Source organism: Citrobacter telavivensis (assembly GCA_009363175.1).
GTDB lineage: Bacteria > Pseudomonadota > Gammaproteobacteria > Enterobacterales > Enterobacteriaceae > Citrobacter_A > Citrobacter_A telavivensis.
This window is the reverse complement of sequence record CP045205.1, coordinates 1,352,744-1,378,723: the sequence shown is the minus strand read 5'-3', so window position 1 is coordinate 1,378,723 and position 25,980 is coordinate 1,352,744. Positions and strand designations below refer to the sequence as shown.

The window sequence follows — 25,980 nt, the reverse complement described above, 5'->3', positions numbered from 1 at the left end:
GCCGGATGGCGCTGCGCTTATCCGGCCGACAGGTTCTGTTGCCACAGGCCGGATAAAGCGTTTACGCCGCCATCCGGCATTCCTTATCCTACTTCCCGCCCGCCAGTTCCAGAAAACTGCCCGTGACATACGACGCTTTCTCACTCAGCAGCCAGGCAATGGCTTGCGCCACCTCTTCCGGTTGACCACCGCGCTGCATGGGCAACATTGACTTCACGCGATCCACCCGCCCAGGCTCGCCGCCGGAGGCGTGGATTTCGGTGTAGATAAGCCCCGGACGCACGCCGTTAACCCGGATCCCCTGCGCCGCGACTTCCAGTGCTAAGCCGGTGGTCAGTGAATCTACGGCCCCTTTCGACGCCGCGTAGTCAACATACTCTCCCGGCGCTCCCAGACGCGACGCCGCTGATGACACGTTCACAATTGCCCCGCCGTGACCGCCGTGTTTGTGCGACATGCGCTTTACCGCTTCGCGACAGCAGAGGAAGTACCCCGTCACGTTGGTCGCCAGCACGCGGTTAATCCGCTCGGCAGAAAGATTCTCGATGGTACTTTGTTCAAATAAAATTCCGGCATTATTGACCAGCGCCGCAAGGGGCTCATTTTCACGATCGATAGATTCAAACATCGCCACGACCTGCGCTTCGTCACTGATATCTGCACGCAGGGTAAACGCGTTTCCCCCGGCGGCGACAATGTTGTTCACCACCTCGGTGGCGGCCCGGATATTGTGATGAAAGTTGACGGCAACCGTATAACCTTCCTGTGCCAGCAGCAAGGCCGTCGCGCGCCCGATACCGCGACTACCGCCGGTAACTAATGCTATTGCCATGCCATTTTCCCCCAAAAAGAATAAAGGCGCCGAAGCGCCTTTAAAAGATAGTCGAATCAGCAGATTACTGGTATTCGCTCATCGGCACGCAGGAGCAGAACAGATTACGGTCACCGTAAACGTCATCAAGACGCTTCACGGTTGGCCAGTATTTGTTCGCCACGCCCGCCGGGAAGACGGCGATTTCACGGCTGTAACCGTGATTCCACTCCGCCACCAGTTCATTCTGGGTGTGCGGCGCGTTAACCAGTGGGTTATCTTCCAGCGACCAGACACCCGCTTTCACGCTGTCAATTTCTGCGCGAATCGCCAGCATGGCGTTGATAAAGCGATCCAGTTCCACTTTGCTTTCAGATTCCGTTGGTTCAACCATCAGCGTACCCGCGACCGGGAACGACATGGTTGGCGCGTGGAAACCGTAGTCGATCAAGCGCTTGGCAATATCCAGTTCACTGATGCCAGTCTCTTCTTTCAGTGGACGAATATCGAGAATACACTCGTGCGCCACGCGACCATCGCGACCGGTATACAGAACCGGGAACGCGTCTTTCAGTCGGCTGGCGATGTAGTTGGCATTCAGAATCGCTACCTGGCTTGCCTGCTTCAGCCCTTCTGCGCCCATCATGCGGATGTACATCCAACTGATCGGCAGAATTGATGCGCTGCCGAACGGTGCGGCAGAGACCGCGCCCTGGCGGGTCAGCATCCCTTCAATCTGCACCACGCTGTGTCCCGGCACAAACGGTGCCAGGTGCGATTTCACACCAATGGGTCCCATACCCGGACCGCCGCCGCCGTGCGGAATGCAGAAGGTTTTATGCAGGTTAAGATGTGAAACGTCCGCGCCGATAAAGCCCGGAGAAGTGATGCCCACCTGAGCGTTCATATTTGCGCCGTCGAGATAAACCTGACCACCGAACTGATGCACTATCTCGCACACTTCGCGGATCGTCTCTTCGTAAACACCGTGGGTGGACGGATAGGTCACCATGATGCAGGAAAGGTTCTCGCCCGCCTGACCCGCCTTGTCACGCAGATCGCCAAGATCGATGTTACCGTTCTTATCACAGGCCACGACCACCACCTGCATACCCGCCATCTGTGCTGAAGCCGGGTTAGTCCCGTGTGCAGAGGCCGGGATCAGACAGATATCACGATGCCCTTCATTACGGCTTTCGTGGTAATGACGAATGGCCAGCAGCCCGGCGTATTCACCCTGCGCGCCGGAGTTCGGCTGCATGCAAACCGCGTCGTAACCGGTCAGTTTAACCAGCCAGTCAGAAAGCTGACCGATCATCTGATGGTAGCCTTCCGCCTGTTCTGGTGGGCAGAACGGATGCAGTTCAGCAAACTCTGGCCAGGTAATCGGGATCATCTCCGCTGCCGCGTTCAGCTTCATAGTGCAAGAGCCCAGCGGGATCATCGCCTGATTCAGCGCCAGATCTTTACGCTCCAGCGAGTGCATGTAGCGCATCATTTCGGTTTCGCTGTGATAGCGATTAAATACCGGGTGACTCAGGATAGCGTCATCACGCAGCATACTTTCCTGAATGGAACGACTGTCGTGCGCCACCTCTTTATCCAGCGTGTCGATATTCAGACCATGGCTGTCGCCCAGCAGAACGCTGAACAACTGCACGATATTTTCACGGGTGGTGGTTTCGTCGAGCGTTATACCTACGGCGTTATGGATATCACTGCGCAGGTTGATTTCTGCCGCTTGCGCACGCGCCAGCACCGCCGCTTTGTCCGCCACTTCCACGCACAACGTGTCGAAATAGTGGGCGTGACGCAGTTTCAGCCCTTTCTGTTGCAGGCCTGCCGCCAGAATGTCGGCCAGACGGTGAATACGATTCGCAATGCGTTTCAGGCCAACCGGGCCATGATAAACGGCATACAGACTGGCAATATTTGCCAGCAGCACCTGAGAGGTACAAATGTTGGAGTTCGCTTTCTCGCGGCGAATATGCTGCTCACGAGTCTGCATCGCCATGCGCAGTGCGGTATTGCCCGCCGCATCTTTCGATACACCGATAATACGGCCCGGCATGGAGCGTTTGAATTCATCTTTCGCAGCGAAGAATGCCGCGTGTGGACCGCCATAGCCCATCGGTACGCCAAAGCGTTGCGCAGAGCCGAAAACAATGTCCGCGCCCTGTTTGCCCGGCGCGGTCAGCAGAACCAGAGCCATAAAGTCGGCAGCAACGCTGACGATCGCTTTGCGCGACTTCAGTTCACTAATCAGCGCGCGGTAGTCGTGGACTTCACCGGTAGTTCCCACCTGCTGTAACAGCACGCCGAACACATCCTGGTGATCCAGCACTTTCGCCGCATCATCCACAATCACTTCAAAACCAAAGGTTTCTGCACGCGTACGCACAACATCCAGCGTTTGCGGATGCACATCCGCGGCTACGAAGAAACGGTTCGCGTTTTTCAGTTTGCTGATGCGCTTCGCCATCGCCATCGCTTCTGCAGCCGCAGTGGCTTCATCGAGCAGCGAAGCGGAAGCCATATCCAGACCGGTCAGATCCAGCGTCACCTGCTGGAAGTTCAACAGCGCTTCCAGGCGCCCCTGAGACACTTCCGGCTGATAAGGCGTATAGGCGGTGTACCAGCCTGGGTTTTCCAGCATGTTGCGCAGGATAACCGGTGGCAGCTGCACGGCGGTGTAACCCATGCCAATGTACGACGTGAAGCGCTTGTTACGCCCGGCGATGGCCTTTAATTCTGCCAGCGCAGCGTATTCGGTCGCCGCCTCGCCGACCTGCGGCGGGGTCGCGAGCTGAATGTCTTTCGGCACAATCTGGCCGATCAACGCATTTAACGACTCGGCGCCAACCGCATTCAGCATCTCTTGCTGCTGCGCGGCGTCCGGTCCGATGTGGCGTTCAATGAAAGCGCCGCTGTTTTCAAGCTGGCTTAACGTCTGTGTCATGGGCGATGGTTCCTGAAACGTGCAGTGAATCGTGATTGTCTGACTGGTTTGCCCGGTGGCGCTCACGCTTACCGGGCCTACGCGCGATCGGTAGGCCGGATAAGCGTGAGCGCCATCCGGCATAAGCGTATTTATTCGTCTTCGAGCAGAGCTTCGTACGCTGTCGCATCCAGCAGCGAGTCCAGTTCGCTCTCATCGCTGGCTTTGATTTTGAAGATCCAGCCACCGGCATACGGCTCGCTGTTCACCAGTTCCGGGGAGTCGCTCAGCGCGTCGTTGACGGCCACGATCTCACCGCTGATCGGCGCATAGATGTCAGAAGCGGCTTTGACCGACTCAGCCACCGCGCAGTCGTCGCCCGCGCTAACGGTCGCGCCAACGTCCGGCAGGTCAACAAAAACCATGTCGCCCAACAGTTCCTGAGCGTGTTCGGTGATACCAACGGTGTAAGAGCCGTCAGCTTCTTTGCGCAGCCATTCGTGTTCTTTGCTGTATTTCAGTTCTGCTGGTACGTTGCTCATCAATCAATCTCCAGAAAAGGATGAATCACGCGACGGCTTTGCCGTTACGCACAAAAACAGGTTTAGTCACTTTTACCGGCATTTCGCGGTTGCGAATCTGCACAATTGCCGTTTCGCCAATGCCCGCCGGCACCCGCGCCAGCGCAATACTGTAGCCCAGCGTCGGTGAGAAGGTACCACTGGTGATAACGCCTTCCAGTTGATTGCCCTGGGCATCAGTGAAGCGTACCGGCAGTTCGTTACGCAGAACGCCTTTCTCGGTCATCACCAGACCAACCAGTTGTTCGTGGCCTTTTTCACGCTGAACTTCCAGCGCTTCACGACCGATAAAGTCGCGGTCAGTCGGTTCCCAGGCGATGGTCCAGCCCATATTGGCCGCCAGCGGCGTGATCCCCTCGTCCATCTCCTGACCATACAGGTTCATACCCGCTTCCAGGCGCAGCGTATCGCGCGCGCCCAGGCCACATGGCTTCACGCCCGCTTCCACCAGCGCACGCCAGAAATCCGCTGCCTTTTCATTCGGCATTGCAATTTCATAGCCCGCCTCACCGGTGTAACCGGTCGTGGCGATAAACAGGTCACCCGTTTGCACGCCGAAGAACGGTTTCATGCCTTCGACGGCTTTGCGCTGCTCGTCAGTAAACAGGGATGCCGCCTTCGCCTGCGCGTTTGGTCCCTGCACGGCAATCAGCGACAGGTCATCACGCACGGTAATGTCGATGGCATAAGGTTCAGCGTGTTGGGTAATCCAGGAAAGGTCTTTTTCGCGGGTGGCGGAGTTTACAACGAGGCGGAAGAAGTCTTCGGTAAAGTAATAGACAATCAGGTCATCTATCACGCCGCCCGAGGCGTTGAGCATACCGGAATAAAGGGCTTTGCCGGTTTTCGTTAGCTTTGCCACGTCGTTCGCCAGCAGATAACGCAAAAACTCCCGGGTGCGACTGCCGCGCAGATCGACGATGGTCATGTGCGACACATCAAACATCCCGGCATGAGTGCGGACCGCATGGTGCTCATCAAGCTGAGAACCATAATGCAGTGGCATCATCCAGCCGTGAAAATCGACCATGCGAGCACCGCATAGCGTGTGTTGTTCGTACAAAGGAGTCTGTTGAGCCATCTTGTCCTCATTGAATAAGCGGGGCTGACCACCCTTTCGCGGCGAAATTATCGCCACGAAACCCGGCATCGACGCCACTGCAGGGCCCCGACGCAAACGTTCTCTTTGCCCCTGAACTTACCACCGAAACCCACGCTAAACCATAAAACAAAATTAACCATCACATTAGCTTATGGCCAAAACTCACCGAAACTCCGCCAGTATAAAAAACCACAACAAAAGCAAGCTACGCAGATAAATAACTACAATTCGCGCTTAAAAGGCGAACATAACCACATTAAACGCTAAAAAAATGTCAAAACTGGCGTTATGAAAAAATCGCGACATTAGAAAATATAATGCGAAAAGAACAGTGAAATTAGTTTATTTCAAATGAGAGATGCCCCCCGGCGAAGTCGCCGGGAGGAGGAAATGTGACGGGTTTCAAATTCTTTAAAAGAGGTGAATGCTTAGCGAAGCCACTCAGGCAGATCGTTGAGTCCCATTGCCTGACGGAGAAGTTGCGGTTTAACACCCGGAAGGGTATCAGCCAGTTTCAGCCCCATATCACGCAGCAGTTTTTTTGCCGGATGCGTCCCCGCAAACAGCTCGCGGAACCCCTGCATGCCCGCCAGCATCATCGCCGCGCTGTGCTTACGGCTGCGCTCATAACGACGCAAATAGAGGTACTGCCCAATGTCTTTACCCTGACGATGCAGACGTTTGAGTTCATCCACCAGTTCTGCTGCATCCATAAACCCAAGGTTCACGCCCTGCCCGGCCAGTGGATGGATGGTATGCGCGGCGTCGCCGACCAGCGCCAGACGATGCGCGGCGAACTGACGCGCATAGCGTCCCGTCAGCGGAAACACCTGGCGTTCGCTCTCCACGCTGCACAGCCCCAGACGATTATCAAACGCGATATTCAGCGCCTGATTAAACTGCTCATCGCTTGCCTGCTGCATCCGTTCAGCCTCTTGCGGCGCAAGCGACCAGACGATGGAGCACAAATGCGGATCGCGAAGCGGCAGGAACGCCAGAATGCCTTCGCCATGAAACGCCTGACGGGCAACGGCACCATGGGCTTCTTCGGTACGAATGGTCGCGACCAGCGCATGATGGCGATAATCCCAGAAGGTCAATGGAATGTCCGCTTTATTGCGTAGCCACGAGTTTGCCCCATCGGCGCCAATCACCAGACGCGCCGTGAGCATGGCGCCATCTTTCAGCGTCAGGAAGGCGTCGTTTTCGCCCCACGCCACCTGCTGTAATTCGGCAGGCGCCATCAGCGTGATATCGGAGGATTGACGCGCTTTTTGCCACAGCGCGTAATGGATAACCGCGTTCTCCACGATATGGCCCAGATGGCTGTAGCCCATGCTTTGGTCATCAAATTTGATACGACCAAAGCTGTCTTTGTCCCACACTTCCATCCCGTGATAGCAACTGGCGCGACGAGCCACAATGTCTGACCAGACGCCCAGTCGGGTAAGCAGTTTTTCACTGGCGGCATTGATCGCCGACACGCGAAGCGCGGGATCGGCATCTGCCGCCAGCGGTTGCGGTTCGCGCTGTTCAAGCACAGCGACACGTAAACCGCTGCCCTGCAGTCCACACGCGACAGCCAGGCCAACCATGCCTCCGCCCACGATTGCTACATCAACACTTTGCACTGTTTACTCCTGAAAATCGGAAACCGCCATCGGGCGTCATATTCGTAAAAATACCGGATCGCGCTTCGCCTGTCCGGTCTGGAGGTGATGTTTACCGCGCCACCCAACCTAACGTCCGCTGTGCAAACGCATCGCGGGCGGGAGGGCATAATTCCATGGTCATCAGACCCACGTTGCGCCCGACAACCAGCGGCGCCCAGCGGTTGGCAAACAGATGAACCAGACTGTCCGTCACGCCGACCGTGGCCTGGCGATCCCCCTGACGACGATGTTGATAGTGCGCGAGCACGGCGTAGTCGCCGACGTCCCTGCCTATCGCCTGAGCTGTTGTGAGCGTTTCGGCGAGGCTCATAACATCACGCAGTCCAAGGTTAAACCCCTGCCCCGCAATCGGGTGCAGCGTCTGCGCGGCGTTGCCCACCAGCACGGTGCGGTGCGTAAACGCCTTCGCCGCCGTAGTGAGAGAAAGCGGATACGCGCTGCGTTTGCCCGCGTGGGTGATTTTCCCCAACCGCCAGCCGAAAGCCGTCTGAAGTTCACGGCAGAAGCGTTCATCTGACCAGCTCAGAATTTCCTCACGTTGTTCCAGCGGATGACACCACACCAGCGAACAGCGCCCTTCAGACATCGGCAGCATCGCCAGGGGGCCATGCGCCGTAAACCGTTCAAACGCGCGGCCGTTATGGGCAACCGCAGTTGAGACGTTAGCGATCACCGCCAACTGCTCATAAGGTTCCTGCTGCCAGTCAACGCCGCAGGCGGTTGCCAACGCAGAACGCGTCCCATCTGCCGCCACCAGAACGCGTCCGACGATCGTTTCGCCCGTTTCCAGCGTGACATTCACCTGTTCCTGGGTGCGCGACACGCTGGCAACCCGGTCCGGGCAGTGCAACGTGACGCCTGGCGCTTTTCGCAGCAGGGAAAACAAGCGCAGCCCCACGTCGTGCAGTTCAACCACCTGCCCCAGCGCCGGAATGCGATAATCATCAGCGTTGAGCGTCACAAATCCGGCATGGCCTCGATCGCTGACGTGAACCGTATGGATCGCGGTGGCACAATCGGCAATCGCCTGCCAGACACCGATTCGCGCCAGTTGTTGGCAGGTTCCCGCCGCAAGCGCAATCGCCCGGGCATCAAACCCAGGATGACTGTCTGCTTCAGGGGCGGTCGCTTCAATCAGATGAACCGGCAGTGTTCCCTGACTTAACCGGGAAATGGCCAGCGCCAGCGTCGCGCCCACCATGCCACCGCCAACAATGATCACGCTCATTACGCTCTCGCCGCCGCCATTAACGCTTCAATCTCATCCGCCTTTTTGACGACGCCGGCGGTCAGATTTTCGTTACCGTTTTCCGTAATCAGGATGTCATCCTCAATGCGGATCCCGATCCCACGATAAGCTTCTGGTACATCAGCATCGGGGGCGATGTACAGTCCCGGCTCAACGGTGATCACCATTCCCGGTTTCAGAATACGGGAACGATCCTGCTCATATTCACCGACATCGTGAACATCCAGCCCGAGCCAATGGCTCAGACCGTGCATGAAAAACGGTCGATGCGCGTTATCGGCGATCAGTTGATCCACTTCGCCTTTCAAAATACCCAGCTTCACCAGCCCGGTAATCATAATGCGCACGACTTCACCGGTGACCTCCTGAATCGAAGTACCAGGACGGTACAGACGCAGGCTGGTCTCCAGCGATTCCAGCACGATGTCGTAGATCTCACGCTGCGCCGGGGTAAATTTGCCATTCACCGGGAAGGTTCGCGTGATATCGCCCGCATACCCTTTGTATTCACAGCCAGCATCAATCAGCACCAGGGCGCCGTCGCGCAGTTCACTTTCGTTTTCGGTGTAATGCAGAATGCAGCCGTTTTCACCGCTGCCCACAATGGTGTTGTAGGACGGATAGCGCGCACCGTGGCGAGTAAACTCGTGATGAATTTCGCCTTCCAGTTGATACTCAAACATCCCCGGACGGCATTTTTCCATCGCCCGGGTATGCGCCAGTGCCGTAATTTCTCCTGCGCGACGCATCACCGCAATCTCTTCAGGCGACTTAAACAGGCGCATTTCATGCACTATCGGCCGCCAGTCGATCAGGGTTGACGGCGATTTCAGGTTCTGGCGCGAACCTTTGCGCAGTTTTTCCAGCGCGGTGAAGACGACCTCATCCGCATACGCATATTCGCCCTGCGCGTGGTAGACCACGTCCAGACCGTTAAGCAACTGAAAAAGCTGTTGATTGATTTCGCTAAAGGCCAGCGCACGATCCACAGCCAGTTTTTCCGGCGCGGCATCTTGTCCCAGACGACGACCAAACCAGATTTCCGCAGTCAGATCGCGAACGCGATTGAACAACACGCTGTGGTTATGGGTATCGTCGCTTTTAATCAGTACCAGAACGGCTTCCGGTTCGTTAAAACCGGTGAAATACCAGAAATCGCTGCTCTGGCGATACGGGTATTCACTGTCCGCGCTGCGCGTAACTTCCGGCGCGGCAAAAATCAGCGCGGCGCTGCCTGGCTGCATTTGCGCAAGCAGTGCCTGGCGACGACGTTGGTATTCCTGCGGTGTCATGACGTGGCCTCCATTATCGTTTTACTTTTTAGTGTAGGGTCGGTTTACGCACTTCCGGTGCGGTCGGCGATTGACGGGTAAAGGTGTCGTGGCACAGCAGCGCGGCGACACGCACATACTCGATGATCTCTTCGAGAGACATCTCCAGCTCTTCCTGATCTTCATCTTCGTCATAGCCGAGCTGCGCGATGTTGCGCAAATCGTCGATGGCTTCACCCGTCTCGCCGGTCACTTTATCGAGCTTCGGCTGCGTGACGCCAAGACCAAGCAGGAAGTGATTAACCCATCCCGCCAGTGCATCGGCGCGATCGAAGACGCTCACGTCATCGCCTTCAGGCAGATAAAGCTGAAAAAGGAAACCGTCATCTTCCAGCGCGTCGCTGGTCGCGGAGTGCATTTTACGCAGCGCCTGAGCCAGTTCATGACCGAAGGCCAGTCCTTCATTCGTCAGGTCGTGAAGCAGCGGCTGCCAGGAGCTGTCGTTATTGCCACCGCAAATCATCCCGCTGATCAAACCATGCATTTCCGCCGGGGTCAGTCCGGCCCCTTGTTGGTTCAAATACTGGTTCATTTCACTGTAACCAGGCATTTCGTTCTGTATAGACATAAGCATTCGTCATCAAAGGGAGGATATTCATGGTATGCTACCACTTTGGACCCTGGTGAACCAGAATAGGGCTTGTATCTTCACATCAGGGTAGCTATAGTGTCGCCCCTTCGCGGACCCAGGGTCTGGAGACGAAGGCAGCGCAGTCAATCAGCAGGAAGGTGGCATGTCTGCACAACCCGTCGATATCCAAATTTTTGGCCGTTCACTGCGAGTGAATTGCCCGCCTGAACAAAGGGATGCGTTGAATCAGGCAGCGGACGATCTGAATCAGCGGTTGCAAGATCTGAAAGTTCGCACTAGAGTCACAAATACTGAGCAACTGGTATTCATTGCTGCACTGAATATTAGCTACGAACTGACTCAGGAAAAAGCGAAGACCCGCGACTACGCGGCGAGCATGGAACAACGTATTCGGATGCTACAACAGACCATTGAAGAGGCACTGCTTGATCAGGGTCGCATAACCGAAAAAACGAGCAAAAACTTTGAATAACACTTTTCGGTTTACTATGGTAGAGTGACCGTGAAGACAAAATTTCTCTGAGATGTTTGCAAGCGGGCCAGTCCCCTGAGCCGATATTTCATACCACAAGAATGTGGCGATCCATGGTTGGTGAGCATGCTCGGTCCGCCCGAGAAGCCTTAAGACTGTGACGACGCATTCACCTTGAACCAAGGGTTCAAGGGTTACAGCCTGCGGCGGCATCTCGGAGATTCTCCTTCTACCTGGCGACAGCCATGACATTACTCTCTGAACTCCCTTTATCACGACAAGCCCTTCGCCAGATGATCAGGCAACGTCGTCGTGCACTCACACTTTCGCAACAAATCGCCTTCGGTCAACAGGCCGCGACACGCATGCTTGCGTATCCGCCCGTCGTGATGGCACAGACGGTCGCTGTGTTTTTGTCATTTGATGGCGAACTTGATACCCAGCCGCTGATTGAACAACTCTGGCGGGCGGGAAAGCGAGTCTATCTTCCGGTTCTACACCCGTTCAGCCCCGGTAATTTGCTATTTCTGCACTACCACCCACACAGTGAACTGGTTACCAATCGGCTGAAGATTCAGGAGCCTAAACTGGACGTTCGTGATGTCCTGCCACTTTCGCAACTGGACGTGCTGGTCACGCCTTTAGTCGCGTTTGATGAACAGGGCCAGCGTTTGGGGATGGGCGGCGGATTCTACGATCGCACCTTACAAAACTGGCAACAGTATGGGTTGATACCCGTAGGGTACGCCCACGACTGTCAGCGCGTGGAGAAACTGCCGGTAGAAGAGTGGGATGTTCCCTTACCGGCCGTTGTGACACCATCAAAAGTATGGGAGTGCCAGGCGCTTCTTTGTTGATTGACACCGCCGTTTTTTTGACCTAGATTCCTCGGTAAGGGTGAGGGAGGCGAACCTCCTTCCTGCGTTTTCGCTGTTAATATGCTGGCCAGGCGATGATTAACAGGATAAGCAGCATGATGACATGACTCATCATCGTCCCTTTCCTTCTAAGAGCCCCTGCTTCGGTAGGGGCTTTCCCGTTTCAGCGTTGTGCTGCGCCTCTATCGTAATTTCCTTTTGTTGATGTACAACACGCAGTGAAGCCTTTAATCATCAATTGCGGCAAGGCTCGAAAACAGGATGTATGCGTTACCGAAGGGGATGAAGGGAAAACGAAGGAAGAAATGACGGGCAGACTCCACGCCTGCCCGCACAGGTGAGAATTAGTACAACAGACGCGCGCGAATGGTGCCCGGAATAGCCTTCATCGCCAACAGCGCTTTCTCGGCGACATCTTCATCCGCTTCAATATCAATAACGACATAGCCCATTTGTGCCGACGTTTGCAGATACTGCGCGGCGATATTGACGCCCTGCTCAGCAAAAATCTGGTTCAGAGACGTCAGCACGCCGGGACGGTTTTCGTGGATGTGCATCAGACGACGCCCGCCGTGCAGCGGCAGCGACACTTCCGGGAAGTTAACCGCAGAAAGCGTAGAGCCGTTATCGGAATACTTCGCCAGCTTACCCGCGACTTCCAGACCGATGTTCTCCTGTGCTTCCTGGGTGGATCCCCCAATATGCGGCGTCAGAATCACGTTATCAAAGTCGCACAGCGGTGAGGTAAACGGATCGCTGTTCGTCGCTGGTTCGGTCGGGAATACGTCGATTGCTGCCCCAGCCAGATGTTTGGTTGCCAGAGCATCACACAGTGCGGGAATATCCACCACCGTGCCACGTGCGGCGTTGATCAACAGCGAGCCTGGCTTCATCAGGGCAATCTCTTTCGCGCCCATCATGTTCTTCGTTGAGGCATTTTCCGGCACGTGCAGACTGACCACGTCGCTCATGTTAAGCAGTTCGGAAAGATGCTGAACCTGGGTAGCATTACCCAGCGGCAGTTTGTTCTCAATATCGTAGAAGTAAACGTGCATCCCCAGCGATTCCGCCAGAATACCTAACTGAGTCCCGATGTGGCCGTAGCCAATAATGCCCAGTCTTTTACCGCGCGCTTCAAACGAACCGGCTGCCAGTTTATTCCACACGCCACGGTGTGCTTTGGCGTTTGCTTCCGGTACGCCGCGCAGCAGCAGCAGCAGTTCGCCAATCACCAGTTCCGCCACGGAACGGGTGTTGGAAAACGGCGCGTTAAACACCGGAATACCGCGTTTTGCCGCCGCCGCCAGATCAACCTGGTTGGTGCCGATGCAGAAACAGCCGACGGCGACCAGTTTTTCCGCCGCGCTGATCACCTCTTCTGTCAGATGGGTACGGGATCGCAGGCCAATGAAGTGGGCATCACGGATGGACTCTTTCAGCTGTTCAGCATCCAGCGCCCCTTTGTGAAATTCGATGTTGGTATAACCTGCCGCCCGAAGGCTATCCAGCGCCTTTTGATGCACGCCTTCAACCAGCAGAAACTTAATCTTGTCTTTCTCCAGCGATACCTTTGCCATTTCCCGACCCTGTCTTTTTATGCAATCTGATGTTGTGTGTGTGGATTTGCATCCGCCTTTCAACATATCAAAAATAATGATTGCGGCAATATGAACGTTTGCGTCGCCCTGTTGAGGAGCGTTCATTCAGGGGCAAATGGTAGAGGAAAATGCTGGGGATAAGTTTTTCTTTGGAGAAATCAGCAGGGCAAGATTCAAAACGTGATACATGTCACCAAATTTGCCCCACAAAAAAATTTTAACCGGGGAAGCGCTCCCCCGGTAAGATCATTTCACGATGGTTTTGACGCCGTCAGCGGTCCCGATTAACGCCACATCCGCGCCACGGTTGGCAAACAGACCGACGGTAACCACGCCAGGAATGGCGTTAATGGCATTTTCCATCGCCACCGGATCGAGGATCTCCATTCCGTGCACATCGAGGATCACGTTGCCGTTGTCAGTGACCACGCCCTGACGATATTCCGGACGCCCCCCCAGCTTAACCAACTGGCGAGCCACTGCGCTACGCGCCATTGGGATCACCTCAACCGGCAGCGGGAAGTTACCCAGGATATCGACTTCTTTGGAAGCATCAGCGATACAGATAAATTTCTTCGCAACGGAGGCAATGATCTTTTCACGGGTCAGTGCCGCGCCGCCGCCTTTAATCATCTGCATGTGACCGTTAATCTCGTCCGCACCGTCAACGTAGACGCCAAGGCTGTCCACTTCGTTGAGATCAAACACAGGGATGCCGAGGCTTTTGAGTTTTTCGGTTGAAGCATCCGAACTGGAAACGGCACCTTCAATCTGGCCTTTCATGGTGCCCAGCGCGTCAATAAAGTGCGCGGCTGTTGAACCGGTACCTACCCCTACAATGGTGCCGGGCTGTACATACTGAAGTGCCGCCCATCCAACTGCTTTTTTCAGTTCATCCTGCGTCATGATCGTCTCGCCTTTGTGGAGAAAAATTCACGCGCATTATAGACCATTGCGCGGAAAAATCTTCCCGACCCGCTCCCAGGCTACGGATTTCGTCTTTACCCAATGCAAATTTATGTCATAGTGCAGGACAAACAAAAATTTCAGGAGTGTGTCAGAGCAATGAAACGTCCGGACTACAGAACACTACAAGCACTGGATGCCGTCATACGAGAACGCGGGTTTGAACGCGCGGCGCAGAAGCTGTGCATCACCCAATCTGCCGTTTCGCAACGCATCAAGCAGCTTGAGAATATGTTCGGACAACCGCTGCTGGTCCGTACCGTTCCGCCGCGTCCGACGGAGCAAGGACAAAAGCTGCTGGCGCTGCTTCGTCAGGTGGAGTTGTTGGAAGATGAATGGCTGGGCGATGAGCAAACCGGCTCTACGCCGCTGCTGCTGTCGCTGGCGGTCAACGCCGACAGTCTGGCAACCTGGCTGCTGCCAGCCCTGGCGCCGGTACTGGCCGACTCCCCTATTCGCCTCAACTTGCAGGTGGAAGATGAAACCCGCACCCAGGAACGCCTGCGTCGCGGTGAAGTGGTTGGGGCGGTGAGTATTCAGCATCAGGCGCTGCCCAGCTGTCTGGTGGATAAACTCGGCGCGCTCGACTATCTGTTTGTTGGCTCCAAAGCGTTCGCGGAACGCTACTTCCCGAACGGCGTCACCCGTTCCGCGCTGCTGAAAGCGCCTGCGGTGGCGTTTGACCATCTGGACGACATGCACCAGGCCTTCCTGCAGCAGAACTTCGATCTGCCGCCGGGCAGCGTCCCGTGTCACATCGTTAACTCTTCTGAAGCCTTTGTGCAACTGGCGCGTCAGGGCACCACCTGCTGTATGATCCCGCACCTGCAGATTGAAAAAGAACTGCAAAGCGGTGAGCTTATCGATCTCACGCCGGGCCTGTTCCAGCGCCGGATGCTCTACTGGCATCGGTTTGCGCCAGAAAGCCGTATGATGCGCAACGTCACCGACGCGCTACTGGCCTACGGTCACAAGGTGCTACGCCAGGACTGAGCCGCTCTTACTCTGCGCTGTAGAAGTGTCTGAGCTCATCGAACTGCATGGCAAATTCGATGTAGCTCATGAGCGCAGGAGAGTTCAGCTTACGGCTGGGATAAACCAGCCACAGATCGTTTCCCGCGACCGTCCATTCCGGCAACACCGGTATCAGGTCGCCCTTTTCGATTTTATCTTCCAGCATGAATGCCGGCAACAGCGTGATCCCAGCCCCTGCGATGGCGCTTTCGCGGGCATACACCAGATTATCCGTCAGATGCACACGGTCAGGCAGGTGCTGGTAATCTTCATCGTCCCGATGGAATAACCATTCAGACCAGGCCTTGTGTGCAATGCAATGGTGTTCAACCAGTTGACGGGGGTGGCTCAGCGGCGCAAAACGTGACAGGTAATCGGGCGAGGCCAGCAGATAGCGCGGACAATGGCCAATCATACGTCCAATCAGCGAGGAATCCTGCGGCTTACCGGTGCGCAACGCGACGTCAAAACCGCTGTCCACCAAATCCAGCATCGCATCGGAAATACTGACATCCAGATAAACATCGGGGTAGCGCTGCTGGAACTGCGTGTTCAGGCGCGCTAACAGCGTCGCGCCAATGCCTGCTGGCGAGGTGATGCGCAATCGTCCGCTGGGGTTGTCGCGCAGTCGCTGAACCGCATATTCTGCGCGTTCGCTGGCAGCGAGAATTTCCCGGCAGTGCACCAGATAGTGTTCACCAGCGTAGGTCAGGTTCAGTTTGCGAGTGGTGCGGTTGATCAGCCGAATGCCGACGTGCTGCTCAAGCTGACTGATGCGCTGGCTGACGCTCGACTTCGGCAGCCCTGCCTTCTTCGCGGCAACGGTAAAGCTGCCGTGTTCGGCGACCAGGGCAAACAGCGCCATATCCTGCAAGTGCTTAAACATCGCGTTCACCCTGCGGCGTGGGTCACCCCTGCTCGCCCATCATCTCTTTGACCAGTTCAACGCAGCGCAGGAAACGGCCATCGTAATCCGCCTCTTCAACATGCACGAAGTCGATATTATTTTCGAGCAACATCTCCACCAGCAGCGTCTGAAATTCTTTGCGATCCACGGAACTGCCGAGGCTGCGTAAACCGTCCGCCACCCATGGCGTGTTATTTTCCAGCAGGATCACCAGGTCAAAGCGATATTCATCGATCAATGCCTGTACAAATGGATGCTCCCGCCCTTCGTACTTTTTGCAGAAAGCCTGCGTGGTCACGAAGTCGGTGTCGATAAACGCCACTTTATTGGCATACTTCACTGCAAAATCAATATATTGTGCGTGACCCAGCGCGATTTTATCGTAGTCAGAATATTGCAGCGCCATCTCATCACCACCGAGGTGCGAGAAGACATAGTCGCGGCCATATTCCCACGCACTGGTGGTATTGAAGATATTCGCAAGCTTGTTGACCAGCGTCGACTTCCCGCTCGACTCTCCGCCCAGCACCGCCACGGTTCGCACGAAGAACGGCTTCACTTCGGTAGGAATGTACTCCCAGTAGCGGAACGGGTTTTCACGGATTTGCGCGCCGCTGATGCTCATAAAGGTACGTTTGGGATCGATGAGCACCGTTTCGATGCCCAGATGTTCCAGGTACTGTGGCGCATCGGCTTCCTCTGAGGTATAGATCCAGTTTGGCGCAATCCCCTTCTCTGCCATGAACGCCTTAGTGCCCTTACTCCAGACATCCCAACCGTGCGGATACGGCTCCATTCCCTCTTCATTGAAGGCATGAATGCGGATATTTTTCTGATACTTGAACGTTTGTAACAACCAGCGCAGGCGATCCGAAACGGTCGGCTGTTGAGACATGGCGCTGTCTTCAAACAGCGCGCGGTCACGGGTATCGTCATAGCCCATGATGATATGCAGTTCGTCCACCTGGCTACAGGCGCGCTGAATCAAATAAATATGACCGGTGTGCAGCGGATAAAATTTGCCAAACACCACGCCGATATTTTTCTGCTGGCGGGGAAATTCCAGCCCAAGGAAACGATGTAGCGCCTCCAGCTTTTGCGCGCTGGGACTTTTGATCTTGGCATTGAGGAGCTGGCTGAGATAGCCCTTGGTCATTCCACTGGCATCCGCCACTTGTTGCAGGGTACAGCCCTTTTGCTTAATCGCGGTTTTCAGATATTCAAATGACGACATGGGTAACCTCCGTTTCACTCATTATAAGTCGTCAAATACGTTTAACGCATCCGTCAGCTTCTTGACGCCGAAAACCTGCATCCCTTCTGGCGGCTTTTTCGGCACGTTGGCCGCCGGCACAATCGCGCGACGGAAACCGTGTTTTGCCGCTTCCGAAATACGCTCCTGACCGCTGGGCACCGGGCGAATCTCTCCTGCCAGCCCCACTTCGCCAAACACCACCAGATCCTGGGGTAACGGTCTGTCGCGCAGACTGGAGACCATCGCCAGCAGCAGCGCCAGATCCGCACTGGTTTCTGTGACTTTGACGCCGCCGACCACGTTAACGAACACATCCTGATCCGCCATTTGCAGACCGCCATGACGGTGTAGCACCGCCAGCAGAATCGCCAGACGGTTCTGCTCCAGACCCACTGCTACCCGCCGCGGGTTCGCCATCATGGAATGATCGACCAGCGCCTGAATCTCCACCAGCAATGGCCGCGTCCCTTCCCAGACCACCATCACCGAACTGCCGGAGGTGACCTCATCGCCACGGCTCAGGAAGATCGCCGAAGGGTTACTCACTTCGCGCAGACCCTGCTCGGTCATCGCGAAGACACCTAACTCATTCACCGCGCCAAAACGGTTTTTGTGGCTGCGCAGAGTGCGAAAACGAGAGTCGGCATCGCCATCCAGCAATACCGAGCAGTCGATGCAGTGCTCAAGCACTTTTGGCCCAGCCAGCGAGCCGTCTTTAGTGACGTGGCCCACCATGACAATCGCCACGCCGCGCGTTTTGGCAAAGCGTGTCAGGTAGGCTGCCGTTTCACGCACCTGCGCCACGCTGCCGGGCGATGACTGGATATCCGCCATGTGCATCACCTGAATGGAGTCGATCACCATCAGCTTTGGCTGCTCTTCTTCCGCAATCAGGCAAATCTGCTCAATGCTGGTTTCCGAAAGCATGTTGAGATTGCTGGTCGGCAGACCAAGACGGTGCGCACGCATCGCCACCTGCTGTAGCGACTCTTCCCCGGTGACGTACAGGGTTTTCATCTGCTCCGCGAGCTTACACAGCGTCTGCAATAACAGCGTGGATTTACCCGCACCGGGGTTACCGCCGATCAGAATCGCGCTGCCAGGGACGACGCCGCCGCCCAGCACACGGTCGAATTCTTTAAAGCCGGTGGAAAAACGCGGCAGCTCTTCCAGGCTGATGTCGGAAAGCTTCTGGACTTTTGCGACGCCCGCGCTCCCGGCATAACCACTGAGTCGCTCATTACGCGCCACCGTCGGCGACGCGGCCAGGCGCACCTCTGTGATGGTGTTCCAGGCATGGCAAGCGCTACATTGCCCCTGCCAGCGCGGATAATCCGCCCCGCATTCATTACACACAAAGGCACGTTTTGGAGCTTTTGCCACGTTTTACCTCGTTATTTCTGGTTCATGCTGCCGGAGAGAATGCAGAACACCCCCATCAGATCGGCGTGACGGATAGTAATCTCCGTCTTTTCATTCACTTTCGGCTTGGCATGGTACGCGATCCCCAGCCCCGCCGTTTTGATCATTGGCAGATCGTTAGCGCCATCGCCAATCGCCACCGTCTGCGCGATCGGGATTTCATACTCCTGCGCCAGTCGGGTCAGCGTTTTGGCCTTATACTGCGCGTCGACGATGTCGCCAGTCACGTTGCCGGTGAATTTACCGTCCATGATCTCCAGTTCGTTCGCCACCGCCGCCGTCAGACGCAGTTTCTCACGCAGATACTCGGCAAAGAAGGTAAAGCCGCCGGAGGCGATCGCCACCTTCCAGCCCAGCGTTTCCAGCTTCAGCACCAGCTGTGTCAGCCCCGGCATCAGCGGCAGATTTTCACGCACCTGATGCAGAATGTTGGCATCCGCGCCTTTAAGCGTCGCCACGCGGCTACGCAGGCTGGCGGTGAAGTCGAGTTCGCCGCGCATCGCGCGTTCGGTCACTTCCGCTACCCTTTCGCCGGTACCGGCCAGTTTGGCTATCTCATCAATACACTCAATCTGAATCGCGGTCGAATCCATGTCCATCACCAGCAGGCCTGGGGTGCGCAAATGCGGGATTTTCCCCAGCGGCGCAACGTCCAGTTGCGCATCATGCGCCAGTTTCGTGGCGCGAGGCGTGAGCGACCCGGCCAGGCGAATGACCTGATAGTCCTCGACGCACCACGCCGCGACAATCACCATCGCCGCCCCCAGTTTACTCTGGTACTGGGTCAGACGTTGTTTATCCAGCCCGCGTCCGTACAGCAGCCAGCCGCTACGTCCAGCGTGGTAATCCAGTGGCATCACCTCGTCACCACTCAAAGAAAGGGGCAAACCTGGCCATAAAGAGACATCTTCAGGCAAATCGCACCAGGTAATGTTAGGCATTAAAGCTCCTGTAAAATCATTCGGGCCGGAAAGGTTCTGGGGAAAATAACGCATGAGGCTACCTTGTAACCATCGCTTCTGGCAACATTAAGCCTCAAATTTTCAACAGGTGGAATATGGCTCGCGCAAAACTAAAATTCCGACTTCATCGTGCAGTGATTGTATTGTTCTGTCTCGCACTGCTTGTTGCGCTCATGCAGGGCGCGTCCTGGTTCAGCCAAAATCACCAGCGACAGCGAAATCCGCAGCTTGAAGAGCTGGCCCGCACGCTGGCACATCAGGTGACCCTGAACATCGCGCCGCTGATGCGAACCGAAACGCCCGACGAAAAACGCATCAAGACCCTTTTGCAGCAGTTGACGAAGGAAAGCCGTATTCTCGATGCCGGGGTTTATGATAATCAAGGCGATATGATCGCCCGGGCAGGCGAAAGCGTAAATGTGCGCGACCGTCTGGCGCTGGACGGTAAAAAAGCAGGCGGCTACTTCAACCAGCAGATTGTCGAACCCATTCAGGGAAAAAATGGTCCGCTGGGCTATCTGCGCCTGACGCTGGATACCCATACCTTAGCCACCGAAGCAAAACAGGTCGATAACACCACCAACATCCTACGCCTGATGCTGCTGCTTTCACTGGCCATCGGCGTAGTGCTAACCCGCACCCTGCTGCAAGGTAAACGTACCCGCTGGCAGCAATCGCCTTTCCTGCTAACCGCCAACAAGTCGGTGCCGGAAGAGGAAGAGAGCGAGAGAAAAGAGTAACTCATTACAGGAAAGGAAAACTGACATGTCGACACTTCGCCTGCTTATTTCTGACTCTTATGACCCCTGGTTTAACCTGGCGGTCGAAGAGTGTATTTTCCGTCAAATGCCCGCCACGCAGCGCGTGCTGTTTTTGTGGCGCAATGCCGATACGGTCGTCATTGGTCGGGCGCAAAACCCGTGGAAAGAGTGTAATACCCGGCGGATGGAAGAGGACAACGTGCGCCTGGCGCGTCGCAGCAGCGGCGGTGGCGCGGTGTTCCACGATCTCGGCAATACCTGTTTCACCTTTATGGCCGGGAAGCCGGAATACGACAAGACCATTTCAACGGCAATTGTCCTGAACGCGCTTAACGCGCTGGGCGTTGCGGCAGAAACCTCCGGGCGTAACGATCTGGTGGTGAAAACGGCGGATGGCGACCGTAAGGTTTCCGGCTCTGCCTATCGCGAAACCAAAGATCGTGGTTTTCATCACGGTACGCTGTTACTGAATGCGGATCTCAGCCGTCTGGCAAATTACCTGAATCCGGATAAAAAGAAACTGGCTGCCAAAGGGATTACCTCCGTTCGTTCGCGAGTCGCGAATCTCACCGAACTGCTGCCGGGGATCACGCATGAACAGGTTTGCGCAGCGGTGATCGAGGCCTTTTTCACGCATTACGGTGAGCGCGTTACGCCTGAGATTATTTCTCCGGACAACACGCCAGATCTGCCGAACTTCGCAGAAACCTTTGCCCGCCAGAGCAGTTGGGAATGGAATTTCGGTCAGGCACCGGCCTTTTCACATCTGCTGGATGAGCGTTTTGCCTGGGGAGGCGTTGAACTGCACTTTGACGTTGAGAAAGGACACATCACCCGAGCCCAGGTCTTTACCGACAGTCTCAATCCTGCACCGTTAGAGGCGCTGGCGGGACGTTTGCAGGGCTGTTTGTATCGTGCGGATAGGTTGCAACAGGAGTGCGAGGCGCTGCTGGCCGATTTCCCGGAACAGGAAAAAGAGCTGCGGGAATTGTCGGCGTGGATGACGAAAGCGGTTCGATAATCTACTGCAAGAATTGCCGGATGGCGGCTGCGCCTTATCCGGCCTACAACGCTTGTAGGCCCGGTAAGCGTGAGCGCCACCGGGCACAAAACAAAATTACGCTTTATCGCCCAGCAGAACGGATTCCAGCGCGATTTTGATCATGTCGTTGAACGTGGTTTGACGTTCAGCCGCCGTGGTCTGCTCGTGAGTACGGATGTGGTCAGACACGGTGCAGATAGTCAGCGCTTTCGCACCGAATTCTGCCGCCACGCCGTAGATACCCGCCGCTTCCATTTCCACGCCCAGGATGCCGTACTTTTCCATGACGTCGAACATTTCGCCGTCTGGAGAGTAGAACAGATCCGCAGAGAACAGGTTGCCGACGCGCGCGTCCACACCCAGTGCTTTCGCCGCTTCAACCGCGTCACGCACCATGCCGAAATCAGCAATCGCGGCAAAATCATGGTCTTTGAAACGAATACGGTTCACTTTGGAATCGGTGCAGGCACCCATACCAATCACCACGTCACGCAGTTTCACATCGGCACGCACGGCACCACAGGATCCTACGCGAATGATTTTCTTCACGCCGAAATCGGTGATCAGTTCTTTGGTGTAGATGGAGCAGGACGGGATACCCATACCGTGACCCATCACGGAAATCTTACGACCTTTGTACGTCCCGGTGAAACCTAACATGCCGCGAACGTTGTTTACTTCGCGCACATCTTCAAGGAAAGTTTCCGCAATGTGCTTTGCGCGCAGCGGGTCGCCCGGCATCAAAACAACATCAGCGAAATCGCCCATTTCTGCATTAATATGTGGGGTAGCCATCTTCAGTTCCCTTTTAATTTGAGTTTCTTTACCCGGTGGCACTTCGCTTACCGGGCCTACGGTTTTGTAGGTCGGGTCAGGCGCAGCCGCCACCCGGCAATGACCTTAGAACATGGCTTTGCCATATTCCATGTCGGACGTACCAAAGTATTTCGCCAGCGTCTGACCGATATCCGCAAAGGTTTCACGGTGACCTAACGAGCCCGGTTTCACTTTCGGGCCGTACACCAGCACCGGAATGTGTTCACGGGTATGATCAGTACCGGTCCAGCTCGGGTCGCAGCCGTGATCGGCGGTCAGGATCAGAATGTCATCTTCACCCACCAGCTCCATCAGTTCCGGCAGACGGCGGTCGAACAACTCCAGACCGGCGGCATAACCGGCGATATCGCGGCGGTGGCCCCAGGAGGAGTCGAAGTCCACGAAGTTGGTGAAGACAATCGTCTTGTCACCGGCTTCTTTCATCTCTTTGACGGTGGCGTCAAACAGCGCGTCCAGCCCCGTGGCTTTCACTTTTTTAGTGATGCCGCAGTTGGCGTAGATGTCCGCGATTTTACCGACGGAAACCACGTGGCCGTCTTTCTCTTCGACCAGTTTCTGCAACACGGTCGGCGCAGGCGGTTCAACGGCCAGATCGTGACGGTTACCGGTACGCTGGAAGTTACCCGCTTTGTCGCCGACAAACGGACGCGCGATAACGCGACCGATGTTATAGCCGCCTTCAGTCAGCTCTTCACGGGCGATTTCGCACAGCTCGTAAAGTTTATCCAGGCCAAAGGTCTCTTCGTGACAGGCAATCTGGAACACGGAGTCAGCGGAGGTATAGAAAATCGGTTTGCCGGTTTTCATGTGCTCTTCACCCAACTGGTCCAGAATCACCGTACCGGAAGAGTGGCAGTTACCGAGATAGCCCGGCAGGTTCGCACGTTTGACCAGCTTATCCAGCAGTTCCTGCGGGAAGCTGTTTTCGTGATCGCTGAAATAACCCCAGTCGAACAGCACCGGCACACCGGCAATTTCCCAGTGGCCAGACGGCGTATCTTTACCGGAAGAGAGCTCATGCGCCCAGGCGTATGCGCCAATCACTTCCGCGTTAGCATCCATACCGGCTGCGATTTTGCCGGTAGACCCTTCATGCGCTTTCACCAGACCCAGGCGGGTAAGGTTTGGCAGATTCAGTGGGCCTTTACGACCTTTGTCAGCCTCGCCTTTGGCACAGGCTTCAGCGATGTGCCCCATGGTGTCGGAACCGACGTCGCCAAAGCGATCCGCGTCTTCCGTCGCACCAATACCAAAGGAGTCCAGCACCATAATAAATGCACGTTTCATCTTGTTCTCCATTCATCTGCGCTGCAAAAAAGCGATCAGATCAGTATATCGCTATTCGGTAATGCGACGATAGACCGTTGGTGTGCTTTCCGGCGCTTTATCGTCAAGGATTATTGCCGCTTTGACGGCTTTCGCCGCCTCCTGCCAGCTGGCTTCATCTTTCGCGTGGATCACCGCCAGCGGACGCTGTCCGTCAACGCTGTCGCCCAGACGGGCCATATCGGTAAAGCCGACGCTGTAATCAATGGTATCCGAAGCCTGGCGACGACCGCCGCCCATCGACACTACCGCCATGCCCAGTGCACGGGTATCCATCGCACTGACGAACCCTTCACTATCAGCATAAACCGCTTTACTGAGCATTGCCGTCGGCAGGTATTTCGCGTAGTTCTCAACGAAGTCGGTCGGGCCTTTCTGGGCGGCAACCATACGTCCAAAGACATCAGCCGCTTTACCGTTATCCAGCACCGCCTGCAGTTTCGCCCGCGCGTCGGCGTCGTCTTTCGCCAGGTTGCCGGAAATCAGCATTTCAACACACAGCGCCATCGTCACATCGAACAGGCGTGGATTGCGGTATTCGCCGGTCAGGAACTGCACCGCTTCGCGCACTTCCACCGCGTTACCCGCACTGGATGCCAGTACCTGGTTCATGTCAGTTAGCAGTGCGGTTGTGCGCACGCCCGCGCCGTTGGCAACACCAACGATCGCTTCCGCCAGCGCTTCAGAGAGTTCATAGGTCGGCATAAACGCGCCGCTGCCGACTTTCACGTCCATGACCAGCGCGTCCAGCCCTTCCGCCAGTTTTTTCGCCAGAATGGAGCCGGTGATAAGCGGAATAGAATCCACCGTCGCGGTGATATCGCGGGTGGCATAAAAACGTTTGTCCGCCGGTGCGAGCGAGCTGGTTTGCCCGATGATCGCCACACCCACGTCCTTAATGATTTCGCGGAAACGGTTGTCGTCCGGGAAGATATCAAAGCCCGGGATCGCTTCCAGTTTATCGAGCGTACCGCCGGTATGACCCAGCCCGCGGCCCGAGATCATCGGAATGTAACCGCCGCAGGCCGCTACCATTGGGCCAAGCATCAGCGACGTCACATCGCCCACGCCGCCGGTGGAGTGTTTATCCACGATCGGTCCGTTCAGATTCAGGCTCTTCCAGTCCAGGACAGTTCCTGAATCCCGCATTGCCATGGTCAGCGAAACGCGTTCTGGCATAGTCATATCGTGGAAGAAAATGGTCATCGCCAGGGCAGCAATCTGCCCCTCAGAGACTGTGTTGTCACGAATACCGTTGATAAAGAAACGAATTTCTTCATCACTCAGCGCATGACCATCACGTTTTTTACGAATAATTTCTTGTGCGAGAAACAAGGGAACCTCCATGGGGAAAAGAGTTTGCAGGCGGTTTTGCCGGATGGCGGCTAACGCCTTATACGGCCTACGGTGATATGTCGTAGGCCTGATAAGCGAAGCACCATCAGGCACTTAGCACCTTAGTAGCTGCTTGCGCTTTTACCGTCGCCGTGGCCGAGCGCTTTCAACAGGCTTGCCAGCAGACTGGATGCGCCAAAACGGTAGTGACGGGAATCCGCCCAGTCAGCGCCAAACAGTTCGTCAGCAATAGCGAGGAACTGCTGAGCGTCTTCTGCACTACGCACGCCGCCTGCCGGTTTGAAACCCACGGTTTTGGATACGCCCATATCGCGGATCACTTCCATCATGATGCGTGCACTTTCCGGCGTGGCGTTCACTGGCACTTTACCGGTAGAGGTTTTGATGAAATCCGCACCGGCTTTAATCGCAATTTCTGATGCTTTACGAATAAGTTGCTCTTCTTTCAGCTCACCGGTTTCGATGATCACTTTAAGCAGTACGTTTGCCGCCGCACAGGCGTCTTTACAGGCTTTAACCAGATCGAAACCGACCTGTTCGTTACCGGCGATCAGCGCGCGGTACGGGAATACCACGTCCACTTCGTCCGCCCCGTAGGCAATCGCCGCACGGGTTTCCGCCAGCGCGATCTCAATGTCGTCGTTGCCATGCGGGAAGTTGGTAACGGTTGCAATACGGATATCCGGGGTGCCCTGCTCTTTCAGCGTTTTACGTGCAATCGGGATAAAACGCGGATAGATGCAGACTGCTGCTGTGTTGCCGACCGGGGTTTTCGCCTGATGACACAGCGCGATCACTTTTTCATTGGTGTCGTCGTCATTCAGGGTGGTCAGGTCCATCAGTTTCAGTGCGCGCAGGCTGCTTGCAGTTAAATCGCTCATAACATTCTCCAACGGCGTCGCCGTAT

At 55.8% G+C, this 25,980-nt stretch carries 23 protein-coding genes and 1 other RNA gene; 6 read left to right on the top strand and 18 right to left on the bottom strand.

The genetic code is table 11. From position 1 onward, the window contains the following. Positions 1-88 precede the first annotated feature (88 nt). The 8 genes from GBC03_08750 to ygfB all read right to left on the bottom strand — a co-directional run bounded on the left by GBC03_08750 (position 89) and on the right by ygfB (position 10,253). A complete protein-coding gene (locus GBC03_08750; GenBank protein ID QFS70289.1) occupies positions 89-832 on the bottom strand; it encodes an SDR family oxidoreductase in 744 nt (247 codons plus the stop codon). A 64-nt stretch (positions 833-896) separates the two neighbouring features. After that, positions 897-3,770 carry an aminomethyl-transferring glycine dehydrogenase gene (gene gcvP, locus GBC03_08745; protein ID QFS70288.1) on the bottom strand — a complete coding sequence of 958 codons (2,874 nt, stop codon included), beginning with the start codon at positions 3,768-3,770 and terminating at the stop codon, positions 897-899. A 131-nt stretch (positions 3,771-3,901) separates the two neighbouring features. Then, positions 3,902-4,291 carry a glycine cleavage system protein GcvH gene (gene gcvH, locus GBC03_08740; protein ID QFS70287.1) on the bottom strand — a complete coding sequence of 130 codons (390 nt, stop codon included), beginning with the start codon at positions 4,289-4,291 and terminating at the stop codon, positions 3,902-3,904. Positions 4,292-4,316: 25 nt separating this feature from the next. Then, a complete protein-coding gene (gene gcvT, locus GBC03_08735; GenBank protein QFS70286.1) occupies positions 4,317-5,411 on the bottom strand; it encodes a glycine cleavage system aminomethyltransferase GcvT in 1,095 nt (364 codons plus the stop codon). A 449-nt stretch (positions 5,412-5,860) separates the two neighbouring features. Continuing rightward, complete coding sequence (gene ubiI, locus GBC03_08730; GenBank protein ID QFS70285.1) at positions 5,861-7,063, bottom strand: FAD-dependent 2-octaprenylphenol hydroxylase; 1,203 nt, start codon at positions 7,061-7,063, stop codon at positions 5,861-5,863. Positions 7,064-7,154: 91 nt separating this feature from the next. Beyond that, on the bottom strand, positions 7,155-8,333 hold the full coding sequence (gene ubiH, locus GBC03_08725; protein QFS70284.1) for a 2-octaprenyl-6-methoxyphenyl hydroxylase: 1,179 nt from the start codon (positions 8,331-8,333) through the stop codon (positions 7,155-7,157). Beyond that, complete coding sequence (gene pepP / locus GBC03_08720; protein ID QFS70283.1) at positions 8,333-9,646, bottom strand: Xaa-Pro aminopeptidase; 1,314 nt, start codon at positions 9,644-9,646, stop codon at positions 8,333-8,335. The genes ubiH and pepP overlap by 1 nt, the downstream gene beginning before the upstream one ends. A gap of 28 nt (positions 9,647-9,674) precedes the next feature. After that, positions 9,675-10,253 (bottom strand): UPF0149 family protein YgfB, encoded by a 579-nt coding sequence (gene ygfB / locus GBC03_08715; protein QFS70282.1) that lies wholly within the window; start codon positions 10,251-10,253, stop codon positions 9,675-9,677. A 166-nt stretch (positions 10,254-10,419) separates the two neighbouring features. Between ygfB and zapA the strand changes: the two genes are divergently transcribed. From zapA to GBC03_08700, 3 genes are all read left to right on the top strand, one after another. Then, the gene (zapA, locus tag GBC03_08710; protein ID QFS70281.1) at positions 10,420-10,749 is read left to right on the top strand and encodes a cell division protein ZapA; all 330 of its coding nucleotides are present in this window, start codon (positions 10,420-10,422) and stop codon (positions 10,747-10,749) included. Positions 10,750-10,790: 41 nt separating this feature from the next. After that, positions 10,791-10,974, top strand: a non-coding RNA gene (gene ssrS, locus GBC03_08705) — 6S RNA. Between the two features lie 20 nt (positions 10,975-10,994). Further along, positions 10,995-11,606 (top strand): 5-formyltetrahydrofolate cyclo-ligase, encoded by a 612-nt coding sequence (locus GBC03_08700; protein QFS70280.1) that lies wholly within the window; start codon positions 10,995-10,997, stop codon positions 11,604-11,606. Positions 11,607-11,971: 365 nt separating this feature from the next. Here the strand turns inward: GBC03_08700 and serA are convergent, their stop codons facing one another. After that, positions 11,972-13,204 (bottom strand): phosphoglycerate dehydrogenase, encoded by a 1,233-nt coding sequence (gene serA, locus GBC03_08695; protein ID QFS70279.1) that lies wholly within the window; start codon positions 13,202-13,204, stop codon positions 11,972-11,974. Positions 13,205-13,471: 267 nt separating this feature from the next. After that, entirely contained in the window at positions 13,472-14,131 is a 660-nt protein-coding gene (gene rpiA, locus GBC03_08690; GenBank protein ID QFS70278.1) for a ribose-5-phosphate isomerase RpiA, read from the bottom strand. A 159-nt stretch (positions 14,132-14,290) separates the two neighbouring features. Here rpiA and GBC03_08685 point away from each other — a divergent pair, with 159 nt between their 5' ends. Then, the gene (locus GBC03_08685) at positions 14,291-15,184 is read left to right on the top strand and encodes an ArgP/LysG family DNA-binding transcriptional regulator (GenBank protein QFS70277.1); all 894 of its coding nucleotides are present in this window, start codon (positions 14,291-14,293) and stop codon (positions 15,182-15,184) included. Between the two features lie 7 nt (positions 15,185-15,191). Here the strand turns inward: GBC03_08685 and GBC03_08680 are convergent, their stop codons facing one another. From GBC03_08680 to GBC03_08665, 4 genes are read right to left on the bottom strand one after another with little or no spacing between them, the layout of a single operon-like run. Next, the gene (locus GBC03_08680; GenBank protein ID QFS70276.1) at positions 15,192-16,091 is read right to left on the bottom strand and encodes a LysR family transcriptional regulator; all 900 of its coding nucleotides are present in this window, start codon (positions 16,089-16,091) and stop codon (positions 15,192-15,194) included. Positions 16,092-16,113: 22 nt separating this feature from the next. Further along, entirely contained in the window at positions 16,114-17,346 is a 1,233-nt protein-coding gene (gene nadR, locus GBC03_08675) for a multifunctional transcriptional regulator/nicotinamide-nucleotide adenylyltransferase/ribosylnicotinamide kinase NadR (GenBank protein QFS70275.1), read from the bottom strand. Between the two features lie 21 nt (positions 17,347-17,367). After that, positions 17,368-18,750: a DNA repair protein RadA gene (gene radA / locus GBC03_08670; GenBank protein QFS70274.1), complete on the bottom strand. Its 1,383-nt coding sequence runs from the start codon at positions 18,748-18,750 to the stop codon at positions 17,368-17,370. Between the two features lie 11 nt (positions 18,751-18,761). After that, positions 18,762-19,730 (bottom strand): phosphoserine phosphatase, encoded by a 969-nt coding sequence (locus GBC03_08665; GenBank protein QFS70273.1) that lies wholly within the window; start codon positions 19,728-19,730, stop codon positions 18,762-18,764. A 116-nt stretch (positions 19,731-19,846) separates the two neighbouring features. On the opposite strand from GBC03_08665, the gene GBC03_08660 reads away from it, so the two are divergent. Both GBC03_08660 and lplA read left to right on the top strand, forming a co-directional pair. After that, positions 19,847-20,491: a YtjB family periplasmic protein gene (locus tag GBC03_08660; protein QFS70272.1), complete on the top strand. Its 645-nt coding sequence runs from the start codon at positions 19,847-19,849 to the stop codon at positions 20,489-20,491. A gap of 25 nt (positions 20,492-20,516) precedes the next feature. Next, positions 20,517-21,533, top strand: a complete 1,017-nt coding sequence (gene lplA, locus GBC03_08655; protein QFS70271.1) for a lipoate--protein ligase LplA — start codon at positions 20,517-20,519, stop codon at positions 21,531-21,533. Between the two features lie 96 nt (positions 21,534-21,629). On the opposite strand, the gene deoD is transcribed toward lplA, so the two are convergent. From deoD to deoC, 4 genes are all read right to left on the bottom strand, one after another. Beyond that, positions 21,630-22,349: a purine-nucleoside phosphorylase gene (deoD, locus tag GBC03_08650; GenBank protein ID QFS70270.1), complete on the bottom strand. Its 720-nt coding sequence runs from the start codon at positions 22,347-22,349 to the stop codon at positions 21,630-21,632. A gap of 105 nt (positions 22,350-22,454) precedes the next feature. Beyond that, positions 22,455-23,678 carry a phosphopentomutase gene (deoB, locus tag GBC03_08645; protein QFS70269.1) on the bottom strand — a complete coding sequence of 408 codons (1,224 nt, stop codon included), beginning with the start codon at positions 23,676-23,678 and terminating at the stop codon, positions 22,455-22,457. Between the two features lie 51 nt (positions 23,679-23,729). Continuing rightward, complete coding sequence (gene deoA, locus GBC03_08640) at positions 23,730-25,052, bottom strand: thymidine phosphorylase (GenBank protein ID QFS70268.1); 1,323 nt, start codon at positions 25,050-25,052, stop codon at positions 23,730-23,732. Positions 25,053-25,174: 122 nt separating this feature from the next. Continuing rightward, positions 25,175-25,954: a deoxyribose-phosphate aldolase gene (gene deoC / locus GBC03_08635; GenBank protein QFS70267.1), complete on the bottom strand. Its 780-nt coding sequence runs from the start codon at positions 25,952-25,954 to the stop codon at positions 25,175-25,177. Positions 25,955-25,980: the final 26 nt, after the last annotated feature.

Coding starts and splice junctions, on each gene's coding strand:
- GBC03_08665 (QFS70273.1), bottom strand. CDS start 19,730: ATGCCTAACATTACCTGGTGCGATTTGCCTGAAGATGTCTCTTTATGG.
- serA (QFS70279.1), bottom strand. CDS start 13,204: ATGGCAAAGGTATCGCTGGAGAAAGACAAGATTAAGTTTCTGCTGGTT.
- GBC03_08680 (QFS70276.1), bottom strand. CDS start 16,091: ATGTTTAAGCACTTGCAGGATATGGCGCTGTTTGCCCTGGTCGCCGAA.
- GBC03_08700 (QFS70280.1), top strand. CDS start 10,995: ATGACATTACTCTCTGAACTCCCTTTATCACGACAAGCCCTTCGCCAG.
- ubiH (QFS70284.1), bottom strand. CDS start 8,333: ATGAGCGTGATCATTGTTGGCGGTGGCATGGTGGGCGCGACGCTGGCG.
- gcvH (QFS70287.1), bottom strand. CDS start 4,291: ATGAGCAACGTACCAGCAGAACTGAAATACAGCAAAGAACACGAATGG.
- deoC (QFS70267.1), bottom strand. CDS start 25,954: ATGAGCGATTTAACTGCAAGCAGCCTGCGCGCACTGAAACTGATGGAC.
- GBC03_08660 (QFS70272.1), top strand. CDS start 19,847: ATGGCTCGCGCAAAACTAAAATTCCGACTTCATCGTGCAGTGATTGTA.
- deoD (QFS70270.1), bottom strand. CDS start 22,349: ATGGCTACCCCACATATTAATGCAGAAATGGGCGATTTCGCTGATGTT.
- nadR (QFS70275.1), bottom strand. CDS start 17,346: ATGTCGTCATTTGAATATCTGAAAACCGCGATTAAGCAAAAGGGCTGT.
- GBC03_08685 (QFS70277.1), top strand. CDS start 14,291: ATGAAACGTCCGGACTACAGAACACTACAAGCACTGGATGCCGTCATA.
- deoB (QFS70269.1), bottom strand. CDS start 23,678: ATGAAACGTGCATTTATTATGGTGCTGGACTCCTTTGGTATTGGTGCG.
- rpiA (QFS70278.1), bottom strand. CDS start 14,131: ATGACGCAGGATGAACTGAAAAAAGCAGTTGGATGGGCGGCACTTCAG.
- GBC03_08750 (QFS70289.1), bottom strand. CDS start 832: ATGGCAATAGCATTAGTTACCGGCGGTAGTCGCGGTATCGGGCGCGCG.
- ygfB (QFS70282.1), bottom strand. CDS start 10,253: ATGTCTATACAGAACGAAATGCCTGGTTACAGTGAAATGAACCAGTAT.
- lplA (QFS70271.1), top strand. CDS start 20,517: ATGTCGACACTTCGCCTGCTTATTTCTGACTCTTATGACCCCTGGTTT.
- zapA (QFS70281.1), top strand. CDS start 10,420: ATGTCTGCACAACCCGTCGATATCCAAATTTTTGGCCGTTCACTGCGA.
- pepP (QFS70283.1), bottom strand. CDS start 9,646: ATGACACCGCAGGAATACCAACGTCGTCGCCAGGCACTGCTTGCGCAA.
- gcvP (QFS70288.1), bottom strand. CDS start 3,770: ATGACACAGACGTTAAGCCAGCTTGAAAACAGCGGCGCTTTCATTGAA.
- gcvT (QFS70286.1), bottom strand. CDS start 5,411: ATGGCTCAACAGACTCCTTTGTACGAACAACACACGCTATGCGGTGCT.